Raw genomic sequence first — 22853 nt, forward strand, 5'->3', positions numbered from 1 at the left:
CCGGTGTCGGGGGTCTCGTGGCAGGACTTCGTCCTTCCTCGACCACCGGTGGTCGAGCAGGGAGGCCCGCCAGGGCCGAGCGTCGTCGAGACCCCTGTGGCGGGGGCCTACCCGCGGTAGCGCTTGACCAGGTCGGCGTACACGCCGGCGCTCGGCTTCGGCGTCCGTACGAAGGTGTCGCGGTCGACCTCGTGCAGGCCGAGCTGGTGGCCGAAGCCGAAGACCCACTCGAAGTTGTCCATCAGCGTCCAGTGCAGGTAGCCGAGGACCGGGACGCCGTCGGCGATGACCGCCGCCAGCCCGTCGAGCGACGGCTCGATGAAGGCGGCGCGGAGGGTGTCGTCGTCGGTGCTCATCCCGTGCTCGGTGACCAGCACCGGCACTCCGGTCGCCTCGTGGGCGTAGCGCACGGAGCCGGCCAGCGACAGCGGCTCGATCGCCGTCCCCATCTGGTTGAGCGGCGTGCCCGCGGGTGGCGCGACGAGGCCGTTGCCGTCGTACGGCACCCGCTCGTAGTTCTGGACGCCGACGAAGTCGTCGTCGCGGGCGAGCTCCAGCCACCGCTCGTAGACCTCGGTCCGCTTGCGGTCGCGGACCGAGGCGTCGTCGCCGACGACCACGTCGTCGACGATCGCGAGCGACAGCCCGACAGGCAGCTCGGCGCGGCGGGCCTTGATCGCCGCCTTGCCGGCCACGTGCCCGGCGGACATGCCGTCCGCCATGGCGTCCATCTCCTCGGGCAGCATCACGTTGGCGAGGCGGTAGCGCTCGACGCCGGTGGCTGCGGTCGCGGCCTCGAGCGTGCCGCGCTCCAGGTCGCGGACGAACGCCGGCAGCTGCAGCCAGCTCAGGAGCCGGGCCAGGTTGGGCTCGTTCATCGTGACGGCGTACGCGATCCGGTCGCCGAAGCGCGCCATCACCGCGTCGCAGTAGCGGGCGAACAGCTCGGGTGCCTCCGGGTTCAGCCAGCTGCCGCGCATCGCGAACCAGTGCGGCGACGTGAAGTGGTTGAAGGTGACGACCGGCGCGAGACCCCGCTCCAGGCAGCGGTCGACGATCGCCTCGTAGTGGTCGAGCGCCGCCGCGTCGTACGTGCCCGCGGACGGCTCGACGCGGGCCCACTCGACGGAGAAGCGGTACGCCGTCAGGCCCATCCCGACGGCGAGGTCGATGTCCTCGCGCCACAGCTCCCAGCTGTTGACGGCCTTGCCGGAGGGCTCCTGGAACACCGTGGGCGTGACGAGCTCGGCGTACCAGGTGTCGCTGTTGACGTTGTCGCCCTCGACCTGGTGGCCGGCGTGCGCGACGCCCCACAGGAAGTCGGACGGGAAGCGGTGGTCGGTCATGCCACCAGACAACGTGAGACCGCGGTCACAGGGAAAGCGGCATCGCCGATACCTCGCATCACCAGGCGGCGGGTTCCCGCGCTCCGTGACGACCGGCACAGTGACGGTCATGTTCGAGTACTTCACCGGCCCCAAGTACGTCTGGAACCTCGGCGTCTGCGCGACGCTCAACAACGGCGGCGCGATCGACGAGGTCGACCGGGCCTGCCGGCCCGCGCGCGAGGCCGCCGACGTCAACTCGGGCAGCACGATCTTCATGCGGTCCTGGAAGGCCGTGGCCGACCAGGTCGCCGACCAGGCGCGTGCCTCCGAGGCCGCCGGACACCTACGTACGGCGGGTCAGCAGTGGTACCGCTCCGGTCTCTACATCTGCCAGGCCGAGCGGATGCTGAGCAACGCCGACCCCGGTCGCAAGGAGTTCTACCAGCAGGCGCTGGACGCGTTCGAGAAGGTCTTCGAGATCGCCGACCCCGCCACCAGTCGCGTCGAGATCCCGTTCGAGGGCACGACGCTGCCGGCGTACTTCTCCAACGCCAGCAGGGCCGGCGAGCCGGTGCCGACCGTGATCATGTGGAACGGCCTGGACTCGACCAAGGAGCACATGTACACCTCCGGCTGGGCGCAGGAGATGCGCGAGCGCGGCGTCTCGGTGCTGATGATCGACAACCCGGGCTCCGGGGAGGCGCTCCGCTTCCAGGGCCTCACCTCCCGGATCGAGTCCGAGCAGTGGGCGGCGGCGCAGGTGGACTACCTCGAGTCCCGCTCCGACGTCGACAGCGACCGGATCGGCCTGGTCGGGTGGTCGCTCGGCGGCTACTACGTCCCGCGGGCGGCGGCGTACGAGAAGCGGATCAAGCTCATCGCCGTCTGGGGCGCCAACCACAACTGGGGCGAGGTCCAGAGGAAGCGGCTGCAGCGTGAGGGCGAGAACCCGGTGCCGCACTACTGGGAGCACGTGCTCTGGGTGTGGGGGCACGACGACGTCGACACGTTCATCGAGTACGCCGAGGGCGTCAACCTCAACGGCGTCGTCGACAAGATCACGGTCCCGTTCCTGATCGCGCACGGCGCGAACGACCGGCAGATCTCGGTCGACTACGCGCACCAGTCCTACGACCAGGCCGTCAACAGCCCGAAGCGCGAGCTGCGGATCTTCACCGTCGAGGAGGGCGCGGCCGAGCACGTCGGCCTCGACCACATGCCGCACATCAACGCGTACGTCGCCGACTGGGTGGAGGACACGCTCCGCGAGCTGGCCTGACCACCGCCGGACCTCGCCGGTGGGGACCGTCTCGCGCGGGCGGCCAACGCCCGGCACCGTGCTGGCGGTGGCCTAGGCTGCGGCGTCCGCGGACGCGGAACCCAGTGCGGCGGATGGATGGAAGAGTGGCGAGCGAGTCCTTGGGTGCCGCCCTGCGGCGCCTTCGGTTGGCACAGGACCTCACCCTGGAGGGCCTGGCCGAGCTGTCGACCGTGAGCGGTCGCACCATCAGCGACATCGAGCGTGGCGTCAGTCTCGGTCCTCAACGCCGGACGCTCCAGCTGCTCGCCGATGCCCTGGAGCTGAGCGACGACGACCGGACCGCGCTGCTGGGTGCCGCCCGGGCCGGTCGGGTGCGGGAGCCGTCGGTGGCTGCGGCGGCGCTGCCGCGGAGCGTCGCCGACTTCACCGGGCGCCGGAGCGAGCAGCGGGCGGTCGTAGCCCACCTGACCTCCGGCGCGGTGGACCGTCCCGCTCCGGTGGTCGTGGTGAGTGGGCCGCCGGGCTTCGGGAAGACGACCCTGGCCGTGAAGGTGGCGACGGACCTGGCCGACGCCTTCGACGCCGTCCACCTCGTCGACCTCCGGGGCTACGACGCCCGACCCGTCGAGGTGCTGCCGCTGCTCAACCGGCTGATCCACGCCGTCGAGCCGCAGACCGGTGCGGCCCCACGCCTGCTCGAGGACGCGGTGGTGCTCTGGCGCAGCGTCCTCGGCACCCGGCGGGTGCTGATCATCCTGGACAACGCGGCCACCGAGGAGCAGGTGCGCGCCGTGCTGCCCGCGACCGGCCCGGTGGCGGTGGTCATCACGAGCAGGGGCACGTTGACCGGGCTCGAGGACGTCGTCCGGATCCCGCTGGACCAGCTCGACGAGGCCGACTCGCTGCAGCTGCTCCGCAGCCTCGTCCCCAGCCCGCAGACCGACGGGCAGGACCTGGAGCGGCTCGCGGCGCTGTGCGGTCACGTCCCGCTCGCGCTCAGGATCGCAGGCAACCGGCTGGCCAGCCGCCAGACCTGGACCGTCGACGACCTGGCCGCCCGGCTGGCCTCGGAGGACCGCCGGATCGCCGGGCTGCGCGCGGGTGACCTGGAGATCCGGGCCGCGATCACGCTGTCGTACGACCGGCTCTCCGAGCGCGGTCGTCGGGCGTTCCGGCGACTTGCGCTGCTGCGCGGCACCACGTTCGGCGACGCGCTCGCGGCCCGGTTGGTGCCGACGGACCTGACGACGGCCGAGGACATCGTCGACGAGCTCGCCGACCTGGGCCTCGTGCAGCCCGCCGCGCGCGGGCGGTACCACCTGCACGACCTGCTGAGGCTCTTCGCCCGCGGCCGCTGGCAGGAGGAGGAGCCGCTGGCCGAGCGGGTCGCGGTCGAGATCGACCTGCGTCGCTGGGTCCTCGGCGTCACGATCAGCGCCGGCCGGTGGTTCGAGCCCGACTTCGGGGGCGCCCCGCCGGTGCCCGACCCGCTGGTCGCGATGGAGACCTCCGAGCAGGCGCAGTCGTGGCTGCGCGAGGAGTCGGAGCACTGGCTGGTCGCGCTGCAGGAGTCCGCCAAGGTCGGTGAGCACCGCCTCGTGATCGACGTGGCCGAGTCCCTGCACTGGTTCTCCGACCGGTGGGCGCACTGGGGCCACTGGCACGACGTCTTCTCCCTGGCCGTGCAGGCGGCGCGGGTCCTGGGCGACGACGACGCGCTCGCCACCCAGCTGGGCTACCTCGCCTGGGCGGAGATGTACACGCGCCTGCAGCCGGAGGTTGGTCTCGCCCACGCGCTCGAGGCGGACGTCGTCGCGCGCCGCGCCGGCAACCTCCAGCAGGTGGGCTGGGCGGCGATCTACGCCCACTCGGCCCTGCGGATCCTCGGCCGCTACGACGAGGCGCTGGAGACCGCGCGCACCTCCGAACGAGCGCTCGCGGAGGCGGGCGACGCCGAGGGCCAGGTGGAGGCGCGCCGGGCGGTCGCGATGACCCTGATCCACCTCGGTCGCTACGAGGAGGCGATCGAGCACGAGCGCCGGGTGCTCGCCGAGCTCGACGACCCCGAGTGCGCGGTGAGCGCCCCGATCGCGGCGTTCACCCGGGGCGCGAGCGCCACGCTGATCACGACGGGCCTGGTCCGACTCGGCCGGTGGCAGGAGACCGTCGACCTGGTCTCCGAGGCGTTCGACGCGGTCCCGACCTCCATCGACGTCGTCAGCCTCCGCGCACAGCTGCTCGAGAACCGGGCGCTGGCGCTCGACGCCCTGGGGCGTCGGGCGGAGGCACTGGTCGACCAGGCGAGCCTGGTCGCGCTCCGCGACTCGATCGGTGATGCCGCCGGTGCGGCCGCGGCCCGCGGCCTGCTCGGTCCCCCCGCGGACGACTGACCTTCACCAGTTCTGCATGCTTTCTTCCTGGGCACGCTCCTCGTGACTCGATCTACTGGAGTCTCACGCACCCCAGCAGACGAGGACGACCACGCATGCCCTTCATCACCACGGCCGACGGCACCGAGATCTACTACACCGAGCAGGGCTCCGGACAGCCGGTGATCTTCAGCCACGGCTGGCCCCTGAGCTCCGACGCCTGGCAGGTCGAGCTCAAGGTCTTCGCCGACGCCGGCTACCGCGCCATCGCCCACGACCGCCGCGGCCACGGTCGGTCGTCCAAGACCTACCAGGGCAACGACATGGACACCTACGCCCGCGACCTCGCCGAGCTCGTCGAGGCGCTCGACCTGCAGGACGTCGTCGTGGTCGGCCACTCGACCGGCGGCGGCGAGGTCGTCCGGTACGCCGCGCAGCACGGCGTCGGCCGGGTCGCCAAGGTGGTCACCGTCGGTGCGGTGCCACCGCTCATGCTCAAGACCGAGACCAACCCCGAGGGCACCCCGATCGAGGCCTTCGACGGCATCCGCGCCGGCGTGCTCGCCGACGCGTCGCAGTTCTACCAGGACCTGACCGAGCCCTTCTTCGGCGCCAACCGCGAGGGCTCGAAGGTCTCGCAGGGCGCGAAGGACGACTTCTGGCGCCAGGGGATGCTGGTCAACCTGGCCGCGGCGTACGACTGCGTGCAGGCCTTCTCGGAGACCGACTTCACCGACGACCTGAAGGCGCTCGACGTGCCGATCCTGATCGCGCACGGCGACGACGACCAGATCGTGCCGATCGGTGCCGCCGCGCTCAAGACCGTCGACCTTGTCCAGCACGGCACGCTCAAGGTCTACCCGGGCGCCCCGCACGGCATCTACGGCGACTTCCAGGTCGCCCTGGACGCCGACATCCTCGACTTCATCGCCAAGTAGGGGGACCCGATGAGTGACATCGCCGCCCGGCTCGACTCCCTGGGCATCACGATCCCGCACCGCGCGGCCGCACCGGCCGGTGTCTACGTGCCGGCGGTCGTCAGCGGCAGCCTGGTCTTCACCGCCGGCGCGCTGCCCTTCGTCGACGGCACGCTGCCGGCGCTCGGCAAGGTGGGCGCCGAGGTCAGCCCCGAGATCGCTCGGGACTGCGCTCGCACCGCTGCCATCAATGCGCTCGCCGCGGTCGCCGAGGTCATCGGCTCGCTGGACCGGGTCGTCCGGGTCGTGAAGGTCGTCGGCTTCGTCGCCTCCGACCCCGGCTTCGTGGCCCAGCCCGGCGTCATCGACGGTGCCTCGGAGGTGCTGGGGGCGATCTTCGGCGACGCCGGGGTCCACGCCCGCAGTGCCGTGGGGGTCGCCGTGCTGCCGCTGAACTCACCCGTCGAGGTCGAGCTCACCGTCGAGTTCGCCTAGTCCGCTCGTCACCTGCACCACCCATCTCTCACCCCCAGGAGCTCCTCTTGTCCGCACCCATCACCGTCGTCCTGGTCCACGGAGCGTTCGCCGAGTCGGCGAGCTGGTCCGGCGTGATCTCGCGCCTGACTGACCAGGGCGTCGCCGCCGTCGCGACCCCCAACCCGCTGCGCAGCGTCACCACCGACGCCGAGAACGTCCGGCGCGCCACCGAGGGCATCGGCGGCCCGATCCTGCTCGTCGGTCACTCGTACGGCGGCGCCGTCATCACCGAGGCGGCCGTCGACAACCCGGCGGTCGTCGGCCTCGTCTACGTGGCCGCCTTCGCTCCCGACCACGGGGAGAACTCGCTCCAGCTCACCGGTCAGTTCCCCGGCAGCACCTTGGGCGAGACCGTGCGCCCCTACCCGCTCGGGGACGGCACCAACGACCTCGTCGTCGACCGCGCGCTCTTCGCGCAGCAGTTCGCTGCCGACGTGGCGGCCGAGGAGGCCGCCGTGCAGGCGCTGACCCAGCGCCCGATCCGGGACTTCGCGTTGGGCGAGCCCCAGCCTGCCGGGACCCCCGCGTGGAAGTCCCTGCCGTCGTGGTTCGTCTTCGGTGACGCCGACAAGAACATCCCGGTCGAGGGACTGCGGTTCATGGCCGAGCGCGCCGGCGCCCTCTCGGTCACCGAGGTGCCGGGAGCATCGCACTCCGTGATGGTCTCCCAGCCCGAGCAGGTCGTCGCCGTGATCAACCAGGCGATCGACCACCTGGCGGGGCATCAGGGCTGATCCCGGCTCACCGGGGCGGGGTCGGGACGACCGGCTCCGCCCTCGGGCTCGGCCGGCCGCGGACGCGCGGCGAATCGGCCCTGCGGCGACCGCCGCCGTACCATGGAGGTGCAGAGGGTTTCACGCGTCTTGGAGGTGGGTTCGGCGCGCCGTACTTGGCGCACCCGAAAGGCCTCACCCCCGTGTCACCCCTCGCCTCCTACCGGCGTCTCTTCGAGCTCGCCGGGACGACGTACGTCGTCGTCGCGTTCCTCGCCCGGCTCCCGCTCGCGATGAGCCAGCTGGGCACGCTCCTCCTCGTCTCCGACGCCACCGGCAGCTACGGCCTCGGCGGTCTCTCGGCCGGTGCCCTCGCGGTCGCCAACGCGGTCGGCGCCCCGTTCGCCGGGTCGCTCGCCGACCGGATCGGTCAGCGCCACGTCGTGCTCGTCCAGTCGCTGGCCGGGGCCGCGTCCCTCGTGCTGCTCGTCGCCCTGGTCCACGCCGGCGCGGGCGACCTGGCCGTCGTCGGTGCCGCCGCGCTGGCCGGACTCACGATGCCGCAGGTCGGGCCGCTGGCGCGGGCTCGGTGGCGGCCGATCACGGCTCGCACCGGCACCCACCAGCGGCGCCTGGTCGACGTCGCGTTCTCCTACGAGGGTGCCGCCGACGAGGCCTCGTTCGCGATCGGACCGGCCCTGGTCGGCCTCGGCGTCGTGGCCGTCTCACCGGGCGGTGCGCTGCTCCTCGCGGCCGGCCTGCTCGCGGGCTTCGGCACGGCGTTCGCCCTGCACCGGACCGCACGCACCGTGCGTGGCGACGGCCGTGCCGTCGCGAAGGTCGCACTGGTGACGCCCGTGCTGCTGGTCCTGGCGACCGCCCAGCTCCTGATCGGCTGCCTCTTCGGTGCCACCCAGACCGGCACGACCGTGCTCGCGACCGCCGCCGGCCACCCCGGGTTCGCCGGCCTGGTGCACGCCACGCTCGGCGTCGGCAGCGCGCTCGCCGGGATCGCGACCGCCTTCATCCCCGAGCGCTTCGGTCCCGAGCGCCGGATCATGGTCGCCGCCGGTGCGCTGCTCGTCCTCTCCGTGCCGCTGCTCTTCGTCGACAGCCTGCCGGCGCTGACGGCGGCGGTGGCGCTGCTCGGCTGCGCCGTGGCGCCCTTCATGATCGGCGTCTTCACCCTCGCCGAGAGAGTGGTCGCACCGGGCCGGGTCGCGACCGCGATGACCCTGCTGGCCAGCGCCACCGGGATCGGCTACGCCCTCGGCTCCACCGTCGCGGGCCGGCTGGCCGACGACCACGGCCACACCGCGGCGTTCGCCGTGACCCTGACCGCGATGGGCCTGGCCGTCGTGCTGGTGAGCCTGTCGCAGGGCCGGCTCCGTCGCGCCCTCGCCGAGGCCCGGTCGGCGGGTGCCGCCGCCGAGCGCTCGCCGGCGCCCGTCGCCTAGGCCAGCGTCGAGCTGCGGGCGACCAGCTCGGGAGTGAAGAGCACCTGCCGGTGCGTGTGCTCGGCGTTGGTGGCCTCGTCGAGCACGAGCTCGGCGGCGGTGCGCCCGAGCAGCTGGCGCGGCTGACGCACGGAGGTCAGCGGCACGGCGGCGGCCGCAGCGAACTCGATGTCGTCGTACCCCACGATGGCCAGCTCCTCCGGCACCCGGACGCCCGACGTGATGGCGTGCTGCAGGAGCCCCAGGGCGAGCAGGTCGTTGACGCAGAAGGCGGCCGTCGGCCGTCGGCGCGCGGGCAGGCCGGCCAGCCTCGAGCCGGCCTCCCGGCCCTCGACGACGGTCATGGCGGCGGTCTCGACCAGGTTCAGCGAGTCCTCGGGCATCCCGGCGGCGGCGATCGCCTCGCGGGCGCCCTGGAGCCGGTCGCGGAACTGGCCGAGGTGCGAGGGGCCGCCGACGTACGCGATGCGGGTGTGGCCACGGTCGATGAGGTGCTCGGCAGCGAGCCTGCCGCCGAGGACGTCGTCGACCGCGACCGAGCAGAAGGACTGGTCCGCGCGGGTGCGGTCGACCACCACCACGGGCGTGCCGCGGCGGGCGACCTCGTCGAGCATCGGGGACTCGGGGTCGACCGGGGTGACGAGGATGCCCTGCACCCGCTGCTGCTCGAGGAGGGCGAGGTGGGACAGCTCGCGCTCGGCCGAGTTGCGGCTGTTGCACAGCACGAGGGACAGGTCGGCCGACTCGGCGGCCTCGTCGATGCCGGAGGCGACGTCGGTGAAGAAGGGGTTCGCGGCGTCGAGCATCACGTAGGCGAGCGTGCGGCTGCTCCCGGCCCGCAGCTGTCGGGCCGACTCGTTGCGCACGAAGCCCAGGTCCAGCATCGCCCGCTGAACCTTCTCGCGGGTCTCGGGGCTCACCCGGTCGGGCCGGTTCAGGACGTTGGAGACGGTGCCGAGCGACACGCCCGCGGCGGCCGCGACGTCCTTGACCGAGGCGCTGCGCGCCCCCAGGTCACGATGCGGCACCGGTGCTCCCTTCGCTGAAACGATCAACGCACACCTTAGAGGTCGGTCGGCCCCCCGTGGCGAGGATTCGTGTCTCGACTGTTACGCAGAGATTTCGACGAACCTGTTGACGGCTGTGATCGCAGTCACCTACGGTACCGAGCATCGAAGTTGAAACCTTTCAATTCCGAGTCCCACAGCCCGCGAAGGAGCACCTCATGCCCGGAACCGCACCCGAGGCGGCCCCCAGCTGGGCCCTCGAGCTGCGCGACGTGGCCAAGTCGTTCGGGGCCGTGGTCGCCCTGCGATCGGGCAGCCTGGCGGTCGCCCCCGGCTCGATCCACGCCCTCGTGGGCGAGAACGGCGCCGGCAAGTCGACCCTGGTCAAGATCGTCGCCGGCGTGCACCGCCGCGACTCCGGCGTCGTGCGCCTGCACGGCAACGACGTCGACTTCGGGTCGACCGCCGAGTCCAAGTCCGCCGGCGTCGCCGTGATCTACCAGGAGCCGACGCTCTTCCCCGACCTGTCGGTCACCGAGAACATCTTCATGGGCCGCCAGCCGGTCGGCCGGTCCCGGCGCATCGACCGCGCCGCGATGTACGCCGAGGCGACCGGCCTCTTCCAGCGCCTCGGGGTCGCGATCGACCCGCGCCGCCCGGCCCGCGGCCTGTCCATCGCCGACCAGCAGATCATCGAGATCGCCAAGGCCATCTCCCTCGACGCCAGCGTCCTGGTGATGGACGAGCCGACGGCCGCCCTCAGCGGCGTCGAGGTCGACCGGCTCTTCGCCGTGGCCCGCAGCCTGCGCGACGAGGGCCGTGCCCTGGTCTTCATCTCCCACCGCTTCGACGAGGTCTTCGCCCTGTGCGACACGGTCACCGTGATGCGCGACGGCGAGTACGTCTCGACCGACGCGGTCGCCGAGACCTCCGTCGAGCAGATCGTCTCCCGGATGGTCGGCCGCGAGGTCGCCGAGCTCTTCCCGAAGACGCCGGCCGAGATCGGCGACGTCGTGCTCGACGTCGCGGGGCTGTCCTCCACCGGCACCTTCCACGACATCAGCTTCAACGTCCGCGCGGGCGAGATCGTCGGCCTGGCCGGCCTGGTCGGCGCCGGTCGCAGCGAGATCGCCCGGGCCGTCTTCGGCGTGGACGGGTACGACGCCGGCACCGTGCACCTGGGCGGCGTCGCCGTGCCTCCCCAGAAGCCGCGCGCGGCGATCAAGGCGGGCATGGCGTTTGTCCCCGAGGACCGCCGCAAGCAGGGCCTGGTCACCGAGAGCTCGGTGGCGCGCAACGTCGCCGGCGTCATCCGCGGCCGGCTGACCCACGCCGGCCTGCTCACCAGCGCCGACGAGAACCGCGCCGCCGGCCCCTGGGCCGGCCGCCTCGAGGTCAAGACCAGCGCCCTCGACATGACCGCGACCACGATGAGCGGCGGCAACCAGCAGAAGGTCGTGCTCGCCAAGTGGCTCTCGACCGAGCCGCAGCTGCTCATCATCGACGAGCCCACCCGAGGCATCGACGTCGGCACCAAGGCCGAGGTGCACCGGTTGCTCTCCGACCTGGCCGGTGAGGGGCTCGCCATCCTGATGATCTCCTCGGAGCTGCCCGAGGTCCTCGGCATGGCCGACCGCGTCATCGTCGTCTGCGAGGGCCGGATCACCGCCGAGCTGTCCCGCGCGGACGCGACGCCCGAGACCGTCATGCACGCCGCCACCGCCAGCGTCTCCCACGCCGTCCCCGCCAGCACCCAGGAGGTGACCGCATGAGTGACACGCTCCTGGTCGAGCCCAGCGCCGTCTCGCCCACCAAGCGGATCGTCGGAGAGCTGCTGCGCTCCCGCGAGATCGCGGTCGGCACCGTGCTGGTCCTCGTCATCGCCTTCACGACCATCAAGAGCCCGAGCTTCCTCTTCAGCGACAACGGCTGGCGCGACCTGCTCCTGACGCCGTCGCTGCTGCTCCTGCTGGCCGTCGGTCAGACCGCGGTGATCATCACCCGCAACGTCGACCTGTCCGTCGGCTCGACGCTGGGGCTCACGGCGTACTTCACCGGCAAGCTCTTCGTCGACCACCCGGGCCTGCCGATCATCGCGGTGTTCGTGGCCGGTCTGCTGATGGGGGCGCTGCTCGGACTGGTCAACGGCGTCCTGGTCGCCTTCTTCCGGGTGCCGTCGCTGGTCATCACCCTCGGCACGCTCTACATCTACCGCGGCATCTTCCTGAGCTGGGCCGGCAGCAGCCGGATCAACCCCTCGGACCTGCCGCACGGCTTCCTCGACCTGGGGACCAAGCAGATCCTGACGATCCCGGTCCTCACGATCATCGGCCTGGTCGCGCTCGGCCTCACGGGCTACTACCTCTACACCGCCCGCGGTGGCCGGGAGCTCTACGCCATCGGCTCCGACCCCGACGCGGCCGTCCTCTACGGACTGCCGGTCACGCGGCGAGTCATCGGCGCCTTCGTGCTCTGCGGTGCGCTCGCGGGTCTCGCCGGCGTCGTCTACACCGCGCGCTACGGCACGGTCAGCTCCAACGCCGGCTACGGCATGGAGCTCCAGGCCGTGGGCGCCGCGGTCATCGGTGGCGTCGCGATCTTCGGTGGCAGCGGCACCGTCTGGGGAGCCGCCATCGGCGCCTTCCTGCTGGTGACCATCAACCGGGCCCTGCCGGTCGTCGGGATCTCCGACTTCTGGCAGCGCGCCGTGGTGGGCGCGCTGATCATCGCCGCGGTCGTCCTCGACCGGGTCCTCTCCGCCCGACAAGAACGCCGGCTGATCGCCGCCCGCGACGAGACAAGGGAGCCGTCCGCATGAGCACCTCCGTGCTGAGCCGCCCCGAGGGGTCGACCCGCAGCTACCCGGCGTACTCGCGTCCGCTGTGGCGCCGCGTGCTCTTCACCCGCGAGTTCGCGGTGATCGCCCTGCTCGTCGCGGTGATCTTCTACTCCAACAACAACGTGCCGAACTTCGACGGCCCGCTGACCTTCTACTACCTCTTCCTCGACATCGCGCCGATCCTGCTGATCGCGCTGCCGATGACGCTGGTGATCATCACCGGGGAGATCGACCTGTCGGTCGCGAGCGTCGTGGGCCTCAGCAGCGTGCTGGTCGCCCAGCTGCACGTCGAGGCCGGTCTCTCCATCCCGGTCGCCGGACTGATCGCGATCCTCGTCGGCGCGGTGTGCGGCGCCTTCAACGGCTTCCTGGTGGCGTACGTCGGCCTCCCGTCGCTGGCCGTCACGATCGGCACGCTCGCGCTCTACCGCGGCATCGCCGTCGGCCTGCTCGGCACCAAGGCGGTCACCGACTTCCCCGAGAAGTGGACCGACCTCGCCAAGGAGCGCATCGTCGAGGGTCACGCCTACCCGATGATCCTGATCCCGTTCGTGGTGCTGGCGATCGCCTTCGTGCTGCTCCTGCACTTCTCGCCCTTCGGGCGCGGGGTCTTCGAGATCGGGCTCAACGACGAGGCGGCGCACTTCACCGGCGTCAACGTGCAGCGCACCAAGTTCCTGCTGTTCGTGCTGGCCGGCGCGGTCTCGGCCTTCGCCGGCATCTACTACACCCTGCGGTTCGGCAGTGCTCGCGGCGACAACGCGACCGGGCTCGAGCTCCAGGTCATCGCCGCCGTGCTCCTCGGTGGCGTCTCCATCTTCGGCGGCCGCGGTGCGATCCACGGCGTGATCGCCGGCGTGATCCTGATCGGCGTCATCTCCAGCGCCATGCGTCTCGAGAGCTACACCGTCAACAAGATCAACATCGTCATCGGGACGCTCCTCGTGCTCTCGGTGATCTCCACCAGCTTCCTCGGCTGGGCCAAGGACCTGTGGTCCCGACGAGGCCGCGGAAGCGGTCCTTCCAGCTCGGAAAAGAACGGCCAGCACCGGCAAGCGGTCGCTGCCGACGAAAGCACCAACGAAAGGTGAGCACCATGAAGTTCCGGAACCGGCGGATCACCGCCCTGGCTGCGGTTTCCCTGGTCGCCAGCTTGGCTCTGACCGCTTGCGGTGGAAGCGACAGCGACGGCGGCAGTGACGGTGGCAGCGGCGGCAGCGCCAGCGGCGACATCTCCGTCACCTTCCTGCCCAAGAACCTCGGCAACCCCTACTTCGACATCAGCGACGCGGCCGGCAAGAAGGCCGTCGAGTCCTACGGCGGCACGTACGAGCAGGTGGGTCCCGACACCGGCTCCGCCGACGGCCAGGTGCCCTTCATCAACACCGCGGCGCAGCAGGGCGTGAGCGCCCTGGTCGTGTCGGCCAACGACCCCGAGGCGCTGTGCGACGCGCTGAAGGAGGCCAGCGACGCCGGCGTCAAGGTCGTCACCTTCGACTCCGACACCAACCCGGACTGCCGCGACCTGTACGTCCAGGCCGCCACCTCCGAGGGCATCGCCAAGAAGCAGGTCGACCTGATCGCCGAGCAGATCGGTGACTCCGGCGAGGTCGCGATCCTCTCCGCCGCCGCCAACGCGACGAACCAGAACGCCTGGATCGACCTGATGAAGAAGGACATCGCCGACAACCACCCGAACATCAAGCTCGTGGACACGGTCTACGGCGACGACGACGACCAGACCTCGTTCGACAAGACGGCTGCTCTGCTCTCGGCGCACCCGAACCTCAAGGGCATCATCTCGCCGACCACCGTCGGCATCGCGGCCGCCGCTCGCTACCTCTCGACGTCGGACGCCAAGGGCAAGGTCGCGCTGACCGGTCTCGGCACCCCGAACCAGATGCGTGAGTTCGTCAAGGACGGCACCGTCACCGCCTTCGCCCTCTGGAACCCGGGCGACCTCGGCACCCTGTCGGCCTTCGCCGCCAAGGCGCTGGTCGACGGCACGATCAAGGGCGACGAGGGCGACAAGTTCGACGCCGGCGACCTGGGCTCGTTCACCGTCGGCAAGGACAGCGTCGTGCTGCTGGGCGACCCGTTCACGTACGACAAGTCCAACATCGACGACTTCGACTTCTGATCCCCCGGTCGAGCTAGTCCAGACACACCCGCTGCCGGCCGACCCCGGCTCTCCGACCTCCTCGGGGTCGGCCAGCAGCACCCCTCACCACCGCCACCGTCACGGAAGGAGCGGACCGATGCCACGCGCCTGCTTCCAGCTCCAGGTCCGGCCCGACCGGATCGAGGAGTACAAGACCCGCCACGCCGCGGTCTGGCCCGACATGGTCCGCGCGCTCCACGAGACCGGGTGGCACAACTACTCCCTCTTCCTCCGCGAGGACGGGCTGCTGATCGGCTACGTCGAGACGCCCGACTCCATCGAGGCCGCCCAGGCCGCGATGGCCCGCACCGAGGTCAACACCCGCTGGCAGACCGAGATGGCCGGGTTCTTCACCGGCATCGACGGCCGCGCTCCCGACGAGGGCTTCCTCCTGCTCGAGGAGGTCTTCCACCTCGAGGACCAGCTCAGCCCCACCGACAACGACGCAGCCGACACGACGACGTACAAGAAGTGATGTGAGATGACCCTGTCTGCAAGGTTCAGCGAGATCGCGCCCCTCCTCGAGGGCCAGGCGATCGAGGTCCCGTCCTGGGCCTACGGCAACTCCGGGACGCGGTTCAAGGTCTTCGGCAGCCCGGGCACCCCCCGCACGGTGCACGAGAAGATCGCGGACGCGGCGACCGTGCACCGGTTCACCGGCCTGGCGCCCAGCGTCTCCCTGCACATCCCGTGGGACCTGGTCGACGACTTCGGGGCCCTGCGCTCGTACGCCGAGGACCTCGGCGTCGCGCTCGGCACCATCAACTCCAACACCTTCCAGGACGACGACTACAAGCTCGGCGCCCTCACGCACACCGACAAGGCGGTGCGGCAGAAGGCGATCGACCACCACCTCGCCTGCATCGAGGTCATGAACGCGACCGGGTCGCGCGACCTGAAGATCTGGCTGGCCGAGGGCACCAACTACCCGGGTCAGGGCGACCTGCGCGGCCGCCAGGACCGGCTGGCCGAGGGCCTGGCCACGATCTACGACCAGATCGGCGACGACCAGCGCCTGGTGCTCGAGTACAAGTTCTTCGAGCCGGCGTTCTACCACACCGACGTCCCGGACTGGGGCACGTCGTACGCCCACGTGAGCGCCCTCGGCGAGAAGGCCTTCGTCTGCCTCGACACCGGCCACCACGCGCCCGGCACCAACATCGAGTTCATCGTCGCCCAGCTGATCCGGCTCGGGAAGCTCGGCTCCTTCGACTTCAACAGCCGCTTCTACGCCGACGACGACCTGATCGTGGGCGCGGCCGACCCCTACCAGCTCTTCCGGATCCTCTTCGAGTGCATCCGCGGCGGCGCGTTCGGGCCCGACAGCGACGTCGCCTACATGCTCGACCAGTGCCACAACATCGAGAAGAAGATCCCCGGCCAGATCCGCTCGGTGCTCAACGTGCAGGAGATGACGGCACGTGCGCTGCTCGTCGACCGTGCGGCCCTGACCCGGGCGCAGGAGGACGGCGACGTCCTGCTGGCCAACGAGATCTTCATGGACGCCTTCTACACCGACGTCCGCGCCGACCTCGCCGCGTGGCGCGAGGGCCGGGGCCTGCCCGCGAACCCGATGCGGGCCTTCCTCGAGAGCGGCTACCAGGAACAGATCGAAGCGGACCGCGTCGGCGGCACCCAGGCAGGATGGAACTGACCCATGAGCACCACTAACCCGGCAGCAGCCGAGCTGATCGCTCGCTCCAACCGGCTCGGCGCCGACCCGAAGAACACCAACTACGCGGGCGGCAACACCTCGGCCAAGGGCACGGAGACCGACCCGGTCACCGGCCAGGACGTCGAGCTCCTCTGGGTCAAGGGCTCGGGCGGCGACCTGGGCACCCTCCAGGAGTCCGGCCTGGCCGTGCTCCGCCTCGACCGGATGCGCGCGCTGGTCGACGTCTACCCGGGTCTCGACCGTGAGGACGAGATGGTCGCGGCGTTCGACTACTGCCTGCACGGCAAGGGCGGCGCCGCCCCGTCGATCGACACCGCGATGCACGGCCTCGTCGATGCCGCGCACGTGGACCACCTGCACCCCGACTCCGGCATCGCCATCGCGACGGCGGCCGACGGCGAGGCCCTCACCGCCACCATCTTCGGTGACAAGGTGGTGTGGGTGCCGTGGCGTCGTCCCGGCTTCCAGCTCGGCCTCGACATCGCCGAGATCAAGGCTCAGAACCCGCAGGCGATCGGCTGCATCCTCGGCGGCCACGGCATCACCGCGTGGGGCGACACCAGCGACGAGGCCGAGGCCGGCTCGCTGTGGATCATCGACACCGCCGCGGCGTACATCGCGGAGCACAGCAAGGCCGAGCCCTTCGGGCCCGCCCTCGCCGGGTACGGCGCCCTGCCCGAGGCCGAGCGTCGTGCCAAGGCGGCCGCCCTCGCCCCGACCATCCGGGGCATCGCCAGCCAGGACCGGCCGATGGTCGGCCACTTCGCCGACACCGACGTCGTCCTCGACTTCCTCTCCGCCGCCGAGCACCCGCGGCTGGCCGGGCTCGGCACGTCGTGCCCCGACCACTTCCTGCGCACCAAGGTGAAGCCGCTGGTCCTGGACCTGCCGTCCGACGCCACCGTCGAGGACTCGATCGCCCGCCTGAAGGAGCTCGCGGTCTCCTACCGCGAGGACTACCAGGGCTACTACGACCGCAACGCGACCCCCGAGTCGCCGGCCATCCGGGGCGCCGACCCGCTCGTCGTGCTGGTGCCCGGCGTGGGCATGTTCAGCTACGGCAAGGACAAGCAGACCGCCCGCGTCGCCGGTGAGTTCTACACCAACGCGATCAACGTGATGCGCGGCGCCGAGGGACTCTCGACGTACGCGCCCATCGACGAGGCGGAGAAGTTCCGCATCGAGTACTGGGCGCTCGAGGAGGCCAAGCTCCAGCGGATGCCGAAGCCGAAGCCGCTCGCCACCCGCGTCGCGCTCGTCACCGGTGCCGCCGGCGGCATCGGCAAGGCCACCGCCACCAAGCTCGCGGCCGAGGGCGCCTGCGTCGTCATCGCCGACCTCGACCTGGCCAAGGCACAGGCCGCCGCCGCCGAGATCGGTGGCCCGGACGTGGCCATCGGGCTGGCCGCCGACGTCAGCAAGGAGGGCGCCGTCCAGGCGATGGTCGACGCGGCCGTGCTCGCCTTCGGCGGCCTCGACCTGGTCGTCAACAACGCCGGCCTCTCGCTGTCCAAGTCACTTCTCGAGACCACCGAGGCCGACTGGGACCTGCAGCACAACGTGATGGCGAAGGGCTCCTTCCTGGTCTCCAAGGCCGCGGCCAAGGTGCTGATCGAGCAGGAGATGGGTGGCGACATCATCTACATCTCCTCGAAGAACTCCGTCTTCGCCGGCCCCAACAACATCGCCTACTCCGCGACCAAGGCCGACCAGGCGCACCAGGTCCGGCTGCTCGCCGCCGAGCTCGGCGCCTACGGCGTCAAGGTCAACGGCGTCAACCCGGACGGCGTCGTCGCGGGCTCGGGCATCTTCGCCAGCGGCTGGGGCGCCAACCGGGCCGCGGTCTACGGCGTCGAGGAGAAGGACCTCGGCAAGTTCTACGCGCAGCGCACCATCCTCAAGCGCGAGGTGCTGCCGGAGAACATCGCCAACGCGGTCTTCGTGCTCTGCAGCGCCGAGCTCAGCCACACGACCGGACTGCACATCCCGGTCGACGCCGGGGTCGCGGCGGCCTTCCTGCGATGACCGCTCGTTCGGCTGAGCCCATCCGCGTCGCCGCGGTCGACCTGGGGGCCACCAGTGGCCGGGTGATGGCCTGCCGGGTCGGGGCGCGCACCCTGCACCTCGAGGAGCTGCACCGCTTCTCCAACGGTGCGGTGCCGGTGCGCGGCGACCTCTACTGGGACGTGCTCGGCATCCACCGCGAGGTGCTGGTGGGTCTGCGCGAGGTCGCCCGCACGGGCGAGCTTCACGGCGTCGGGATCGACTCGTGGGCGGTGGACTACGGCCTCCTCGACTGCGACGGCCGGCTGCTCGGCAACCCGCGCAGCCATCGCGACCCCCGCACCGCCGGCGTACCCGACCAGGTGCGCGCGAGCGTCTCCGACGCCGAGCTGTACGACATCTCCGGCCTGCAGCAGCTGCCGTTCAACACCGTCTACCAGCTGGTCTCCGAGCTGGGCCTGCCCTCGCTCGAGGCGGCCGAGCACCTCCTGCTGCTGCCCGACCTGCTGACCTACTGGCTCACCGGCGAGCTCGGCGCGGAGCGGACCAACGCCTCGACGACCGGGCTGTACGACGTGCGCACCCGGGAGTGGGCGCTCGACCTCGCCAAGCGGCTCGGGCTGCCCTGGTCGATCCTGCCGCCGCTGCGCGATCCCGGATCGGTGGTCGGGCCGCTGCTGCCCGCCGTCGGCGAGCACGTCGGCCGGCCGGACGTCCCCGTCATCGCCGTCGGTTCGCACGACACCGCCTCGGCGGTCGTCGGCGTGCCGGCCGCCGAGGAGAGCTTCGCCTACATCTCCTCCGGCACCTGGTCCCTGGTCGGCCTGGAGCTCGAGAGCCCGGTGCTGTCCGAGGACGCGCGGATCGCCGACTTCACCAACGAGGGCGGGGTCGACGGCACGATCCGGTTCCTCAAGAACGTGATGGGCCTGTGGGTGCTCTCCGAGTCGGTGCGCGCCTGGGCCGACCAGCGGCTCACCGACGTCACGCTCCCCGCGCTGCTGGCCGGCGCGGCCCAGGCGCCGCCGCTGCGCACCGTGGTCGACATCAACGACCCGCGGCTGCTCACCCCCGGCACGGCATCGGCCGACAGCATGCCCGCCCGGATCCAGGAGCTGGCGCGGGAGGCGGGCGAGCCGATCCCGCGCACGCCGGTCGCGATCACCCGCACGATCCTCGACAGCCTGGCGCTGGCGTACCGCCGCAACATCCGGCTGGCCGCGTCCCTCGCCGGGCGTGACGTCGACGTCGTGCACCTGGTCGGCGGCGGCTCGCAGAACACCCTGCTCTGCCAGCTCACCGCGGACGCCCTCGGCGTACCGGTGCTGGCCGGCCCGGCCGAGGCGGCCGCGCTCGGCAACGGCCTCGTGCAGGCCCGGGCCCTCGGCGCCGACCTGCCCGACCTGGCCGCGATGCGCGCGCTGATCCGGCGCACCCACGACGTACGACGGCACGAGCCGCGCAGCGGCCTCGACTGGGAGGCCGCCGCGGCACGCGTCGGCCGCTGAGTCCTCCACCTGCTCGACCCGCCCGACCTCTTCCTGACCCACCTGACCCTCCGTCCTTCTCGGGAGACCTGATGAGTGAAGTGCAGCAACCAGACCAGCACCCCGACGCCGCGACCACCGGCGTCCGCCGGCGCACGCTCTTCGGGGCGGCCGCCGTCACCGCGGGCGTCGTCGTCGCCGGCCAGGCGTCGGCCGGCGCCGCGCCGGGCGGCGTGCGCCCCGCGACGGGCGGCAGCGTCCTGCGCGGCTTCAGCCGTCCGGGCCCGGAGACGGCCGCGGGCTTCCGCTGGTGGTGGCCGCACGGTGCCGTGGACCCGAAGGAGATCGCCCGCGAGGTCGACCAGGTCGCCGCGGCCGGCTTCGGTGCGCTGGAGATCGCGGACGTGACGCACAGCCTGTCGGCACGTGGGATCACCATCGACCTGGAGAAGCAGGGCTGGGGCACGGCGTCCTGGGTCGCCGGGGTCAAGGCCGCGCTCGAGCGGGCGTCCCGGCACGGGATCCGGGTCGACATCACCGTCGGCCCGTCCTGGCCGGCGGCGGTCCCGACCGTGACCCCCGACGACGAGGCGGCGTGCTCCGAGCTGGCGCACGGGCAGGTCGTGGTCGCGGGCGGCACGACGTACGACGGCCTGCTCCCGGACCCGGTCGTCGCCCCCGAGTCGGCGAGCACCGAGCGGCACCTCGTCGCGGTGCAGGCGCTGCGCACGGTCGGTGCCCCGGTCAAGGCCGTCCAGACGCTCGACCCCGCGTCGTACGTCGACCTCACGAGCACCGTCGTCGACGGCCGCATCACCTGGACGGCGCCGGCGGACGGGTCGTGGGTGCTCCTGGCCCACTGGCGCCGCGGCTCCGCGCAGGAGCCCGAGGCCGGCCCGCACACGTCACCGCGTGCCTACGTCGTCGACCACTTCAGCGCGGCGGGCTCGGGGGCGGTCATCGACTTCTGGAAGGACCGCATCCTCGACCCGTCCCTGCGTCGTCTGCTCGCCAAGGCCGGCGGCTACCTCTTCGAGGACTCGCTGGAGATCGAGACCGACGCGACCATCTGGACCCCGCGGATGCTGGCCGAGTTCCGTCGCCGTGCGGGCTACGACCTGCTGCCGTTCCTCCCCGTCGTGCTGGAGGTCAAGGAGAAGTACGTCTTCGCCTACGACGCCGTCACCACGACCCGGGTCCGCGACGACTTCAACCAGGTGCTGTCCGACCTCTACCGCGACTGCCACCTGCTCCCGGTCCAGGGCTTCGCCCGCTCGCTCGGCCTGGGCCTGCGCGTGCAGCCCTACGGGCTCGAGACCGACACCGTCGAGCACGCGGCGCTGCTCGACGTGCCGGAGACCGAGTCGCTCGGGTTCAAGAACCTCGACGACTACCGCGTGATGGCCGGCGGCCGCGACCTGGCGGGGCACACGGTGCTCTCCTGCGAGGCGATCTGCTACGCCGGTGCGGCGTACCAGACCACCTGGGACCGCGCCCTGCAGACGCTGAACAGCATCTACGCCGCAGGCGTCAACATGGCCATGATCCACGGCTTCGCCTACGCCGACGCGCCCGGCGTCACGTGGCCGGGGTTCGCCGCCTTCTCGCCGTACTACAACGGCGCCGTCGGCTACGGCGACGCCTGGGGGCCGCGGACGCCGCAGTGGCGCCACATCCGTGACGTGTCCGACTACCTCGCCCGGACCCAGCTCGTGCTGCAGACGGGTACGCCGCGCTACGACATCGTCTTCCTGCGCCAGAAGGGCTGGGCCTCCACCGGCATCGGTGCCCCGTGGGCGACCAACAACGGCATCCCGGTCGGCTGGACCCACTCCTTCGCCACCCCGGCGCTGCTGGACCTGCCCCGCGCGAAGGTACGCCGGGGCCGGCTGGCCCCGGACGGCCCGGCGTACAAGGTGATGATCATCGGCCCGGACCAGTTCCGCGGCGGGGAGCGCACGATGGCCGTCTCGACCGCGAGGCGCGTCCTCGAGCTCGGCCGGGCCGGGCTGCCGATCGTCTTCCTCGGCGACTGGTCCACGGCCGAGCCGGTCGGGCTGGCCCAGCCGGGGGAGACCGACCAGCTGCGCGCCCTGCTCACGCAGGTCCGGGCCCTGTCGACGACCCGGACGATCGCCCTGGAGACCGAGATCCCCGCGGCGCTCGCCGACCTCGGGATCACCCCGGACGTGCGTCACGACAGCTCGACGGTCATGACGCTGCGCCGGACCGCCGACGACGTCGACCTCTACTACGTGGCCAACGCCAAGCACGCCGAGAACCGCAAGCTGGTGCGGGTGACCCAGGACGTCTGGCTGACCGCCAGCCGCTCGGACGCGGTGCCGTACGTCCTCGACGCCTGGACCGGTGAGACCACGCCGGTCGCGCTGTGGGAGCGGCAGGGCGACCAGGTGCGCGTCAGCGTCGACCTGCTGCCGGGGCAGTCCACGATCGTGGCGCTGGACCGGCCGCGACGGCGTACGCCGTCCGCGACCGCCGTCTCCGGTGGCGCGGTCCGCATCGCGGGCCGGTCGCTCGTGCTGCGCTCCACCACGGCCGGCGACCACACCGTCACCACCGACGGGCGGACCAGGATGGCGACGATCGACCGGGTCCGCGAGCCGGTCGCCCTGACGTCGTGGGACCTCGCCGTCGAGGACTGGCAGCCGGGCGCGACCGCGACCGAGACGGTGCGGCCGGTGCGCACCGTGCACCTCGACGCGCTGCTGCCGTGGTCGCAGGTGCCGGAGCTGGCCGACGTGTCAGGGGTGGGCGTCTACAGGACCGTCGTCGACCTGGGCCGTGACTGGACCGACGCCGACGGTGCGGTCCTCGAGCTCGGCGAGGTCAACGACACCTTCCGGGTGCGGGTCAACGGCCGGCAGGTCGCGCCGTGCGACGTGCTCGACCCGGTCGTCGATCTCGGCGGCCTGCTTCGGCGCGGTCGCAACACCATCGAGGTCGAGGTCGCCACCACGCTCATCAACCGGCTCCGGACGGTGACGCCGGCCGTGTACGGCTCGGTGCCGCGTCAGGCCTACGGCCTGGTCGGCCCGGTGCGTCTGGTGCCGTACGCCGAGACGACGATCTCCCGATAG

17 protein-coding genes are annotated in these 22853 nt (G+C 71.7%); 15 read left to right on the top strand and 2 right to left on the bottom strand.

Annotation, left to right across the window (positions count from 1 at the left end; genetic code table 11):
* Positions 1-107: 107 nt before the first annotated feature.
* Complete coding sequence (locus N542_RS0103950) at positions 108-1346, bottom strand: glycoside hydrolase family 1 protein (protein WP_028642819.1); 1239 nt, start codon at positions 1344-1346, stop codon at positions 108-110.
* A 109-nt stretch (positions 1347-1455) separates the two neighbouring features.
* Between N542_RS0103950 and N542_RS0103955 the strand changes: the two genes are divergently transcribed.
* The 6 genes from N542_RS0103955 (at position 1456) to N542_RS0103980 (ending at position 8582) form a co-directional block, all read left to right on the top strand.
* Positions 1456-2607, top strand: coding sequence for an alpha/beta hydrolase family protein (locus tag N542_RS0103955; protein ID WP_028642820.1), 1152 nt, complete (start codon positions 1456-1458; stop codon positions 2605-2607).
* 113 nt (positions 2608-2720) lie between these two features.
* Positions 2721-4979 carry an NB-ARC domain-containing protein gene (locus N542_RS23295; RefSeq protein ID WP_081795007.1) on the top strand — a complete coding sequence of 753 codons (2259 nt, stop codon included), beginning with the start codon at positions 2721-2723 and terminating at the stop codon, positions 4977-4979.
* A gap of 95 nt (positions 4980-5074) precedes the next feature.
* The gene (locus tag N542_RS0103965; protein WP_028642821.1) at positions 5075-5896 is read left to right on the top strand and encodes an alpha/beta fold hydrolase; all 822 of its coding nucleotides are present in this window, start codon (positions 5075-5077) and stop codon (positions 5894-5896) included.
* A 9-nt stretch (positions 5897-5905) separates the two neighbouring features.
* On the top strand, positions 5906-6370 hold the full coding sequence (locus N542_RS0103970) for a RidA family protein (RefSeq protein WP_028642822.1): 465 nt from the start codon (positions 5906-5908) through the stop codon (positions 6368-6370).
* Positions 6371-6417: 47 nt separating this feature from the next.
* A complete protein-coding gene (locus N542_RS0103975) occupies positions 6418-7146 on the top strand; it encodes an alpha/beta fold hydrolase (protein ID WP_028642823.1) in 729 nt (242 codons plus the stop codon).
* Between the two features lie 182 nt (positions 7147-7328).
* A complete protein-coding gene (locus N542_RS0103980) occupies positions 7329-8582 on the top strand; it encodes an MFS transporter (RefSeq protein ID WP_028642824.1) in 1254 nt (417 codons plus the stop codon).
* Here N542_RS0103980 and N542_RS0103985 read toward each other — a convergent pair.
* Positions 8579-9610, bottom strand: coding sequence for a LacI family DNA-binding transcriptional regulator (locus tag N542_RS0103985; RefSeq protein WP_051551377.1), 1032 nt, complete (start codon positions 9608-9610; stop codon positions 8579-8581). The two genes, N542_RS0103980 and N542_RS0103985, sit on opposite strands and share 4 nt — an antisense overlap.
* Before the next feature lie 197 nt (positions 9611-9807).
* On the opposite strand from N542_RS0103985, the gene N542_RS0103990 reads away from it, so the two are divergent.
* The 9 genes from N542_RS0103990 (at position 9808) to N542_RS23310 (ending at position 22853) form a co-directional block, all read left to right on the top strand.
* On the top strand, positions 9808-11361 hold the full coding sequence (locus N542_RS0103990; protein ID WP_028642826.1) for a sugar ABC transporter ATP-binding protein: 1554 nt from the start codon (positions 9808-9810) through the stop codon (positions 11359-11361).
* On the top strand, positions 11358-12407 hold the full coding sequence (locus N542_RS0103995) for an ABC transporter permease (protein WP_028642827.1): 1050 nt from the start codon (positions 11358-11360) through the stop codon (positions 12405-12407). Before N542_RS0103990 ends, N542_RS0103995 begins: the two co-directional genes overlap by 4 nt.
* The gene (locus N542_RS23300; RefSeq protein ID WP_051551378.1) at positions 12404-13519 is read left to right on the top strand and encodes an ABC transporter permease; all 1116 of its coding nucleotides are present in this window, start codon (positions 12404-12406) and stop codon (positions 13517-13519) included. Before N542_RS0103995 ends, N542_RS23300 begins: the two co-directional genes overlap by 4 nt.
* Positions 13520-13524: 5 nt before the next feature.
* Complete coding sequence (rhaS, locus tag N542_RS0104005; protein ID WP_028642828.1) at positions 13525-14568, top strand: rhamnose ABC transporter substrate-binding protein; 1044 nt, start codon at positions 13525-13527, stop codon at positions 14566-14568.
* Positions 14569-14686: 118 nt separating this feature from the next.
* On the top strand, positions 14687-15064 hold the full coding sequence (locus N542_RS23305; RefSeq protein ID WP_036506309.1) for an L-rhamnose mutarotase: 378 nt from the start codon (positions 14687-14689) through the stop codon (positions 15062-15064).
* A 6-nt stretch (positions 15065-15070) separates the two neighbouring features.
* Positions 15071-16243: an L-rhamnose isomerase gene (gene rhaI, locus N542_RS0104015; protein ID WP_051551379.1), complete on the top strand. Its 1173-nt coding sequence runs from the start codon at positions 15071-15073 to the stop codon at positions 16241-16243.
* A 3-nt stretch (positions 16244-16246) separates the two neighbouring features.
* Positions 16247-18289, top strand: coding sequence for a bifunctional rhamnulose-1-phosphate aldolase/short-chain dehydrogenase (locus N542_RS0104020; protein WP_028642830.1), 2043 nt, complete (start codon positions 16247-16249; stop codon positions 18287-18289).
* Entirely contained in the window at positions 18286-19776 is a 1491-nt protein-coding gene (locus N542_RS0104025; protein ID WP_036506312.1) for a rhamnulokinase, read from the top strand. Before N542_RS0104020 ends, N542_RS0104025 begins: the two co-directional genes overlap by 4 nt.
* A gap of 71 nt (positions 19777-19847) precedes the next feature.
* The gene (locus N542_RS23310; protein ID WP_051551380.1) at positions 19848-22853 is read left to right on the top strand and encodes a glycosyl hydrolase; all 3006 of its coding nucleotides are present in this window, start codon (positions 19848-19850) and stop codon (positions 22851-22853) included.

Source organism: Nocardioides sp. URHA0020, from assembly GCF_000620705.1.
Classification (GTDB): Bacteria; Actinomycetota; Actinomycetes; order Propionibacteriales; family Nocardioidaceae; genus Nocardioides.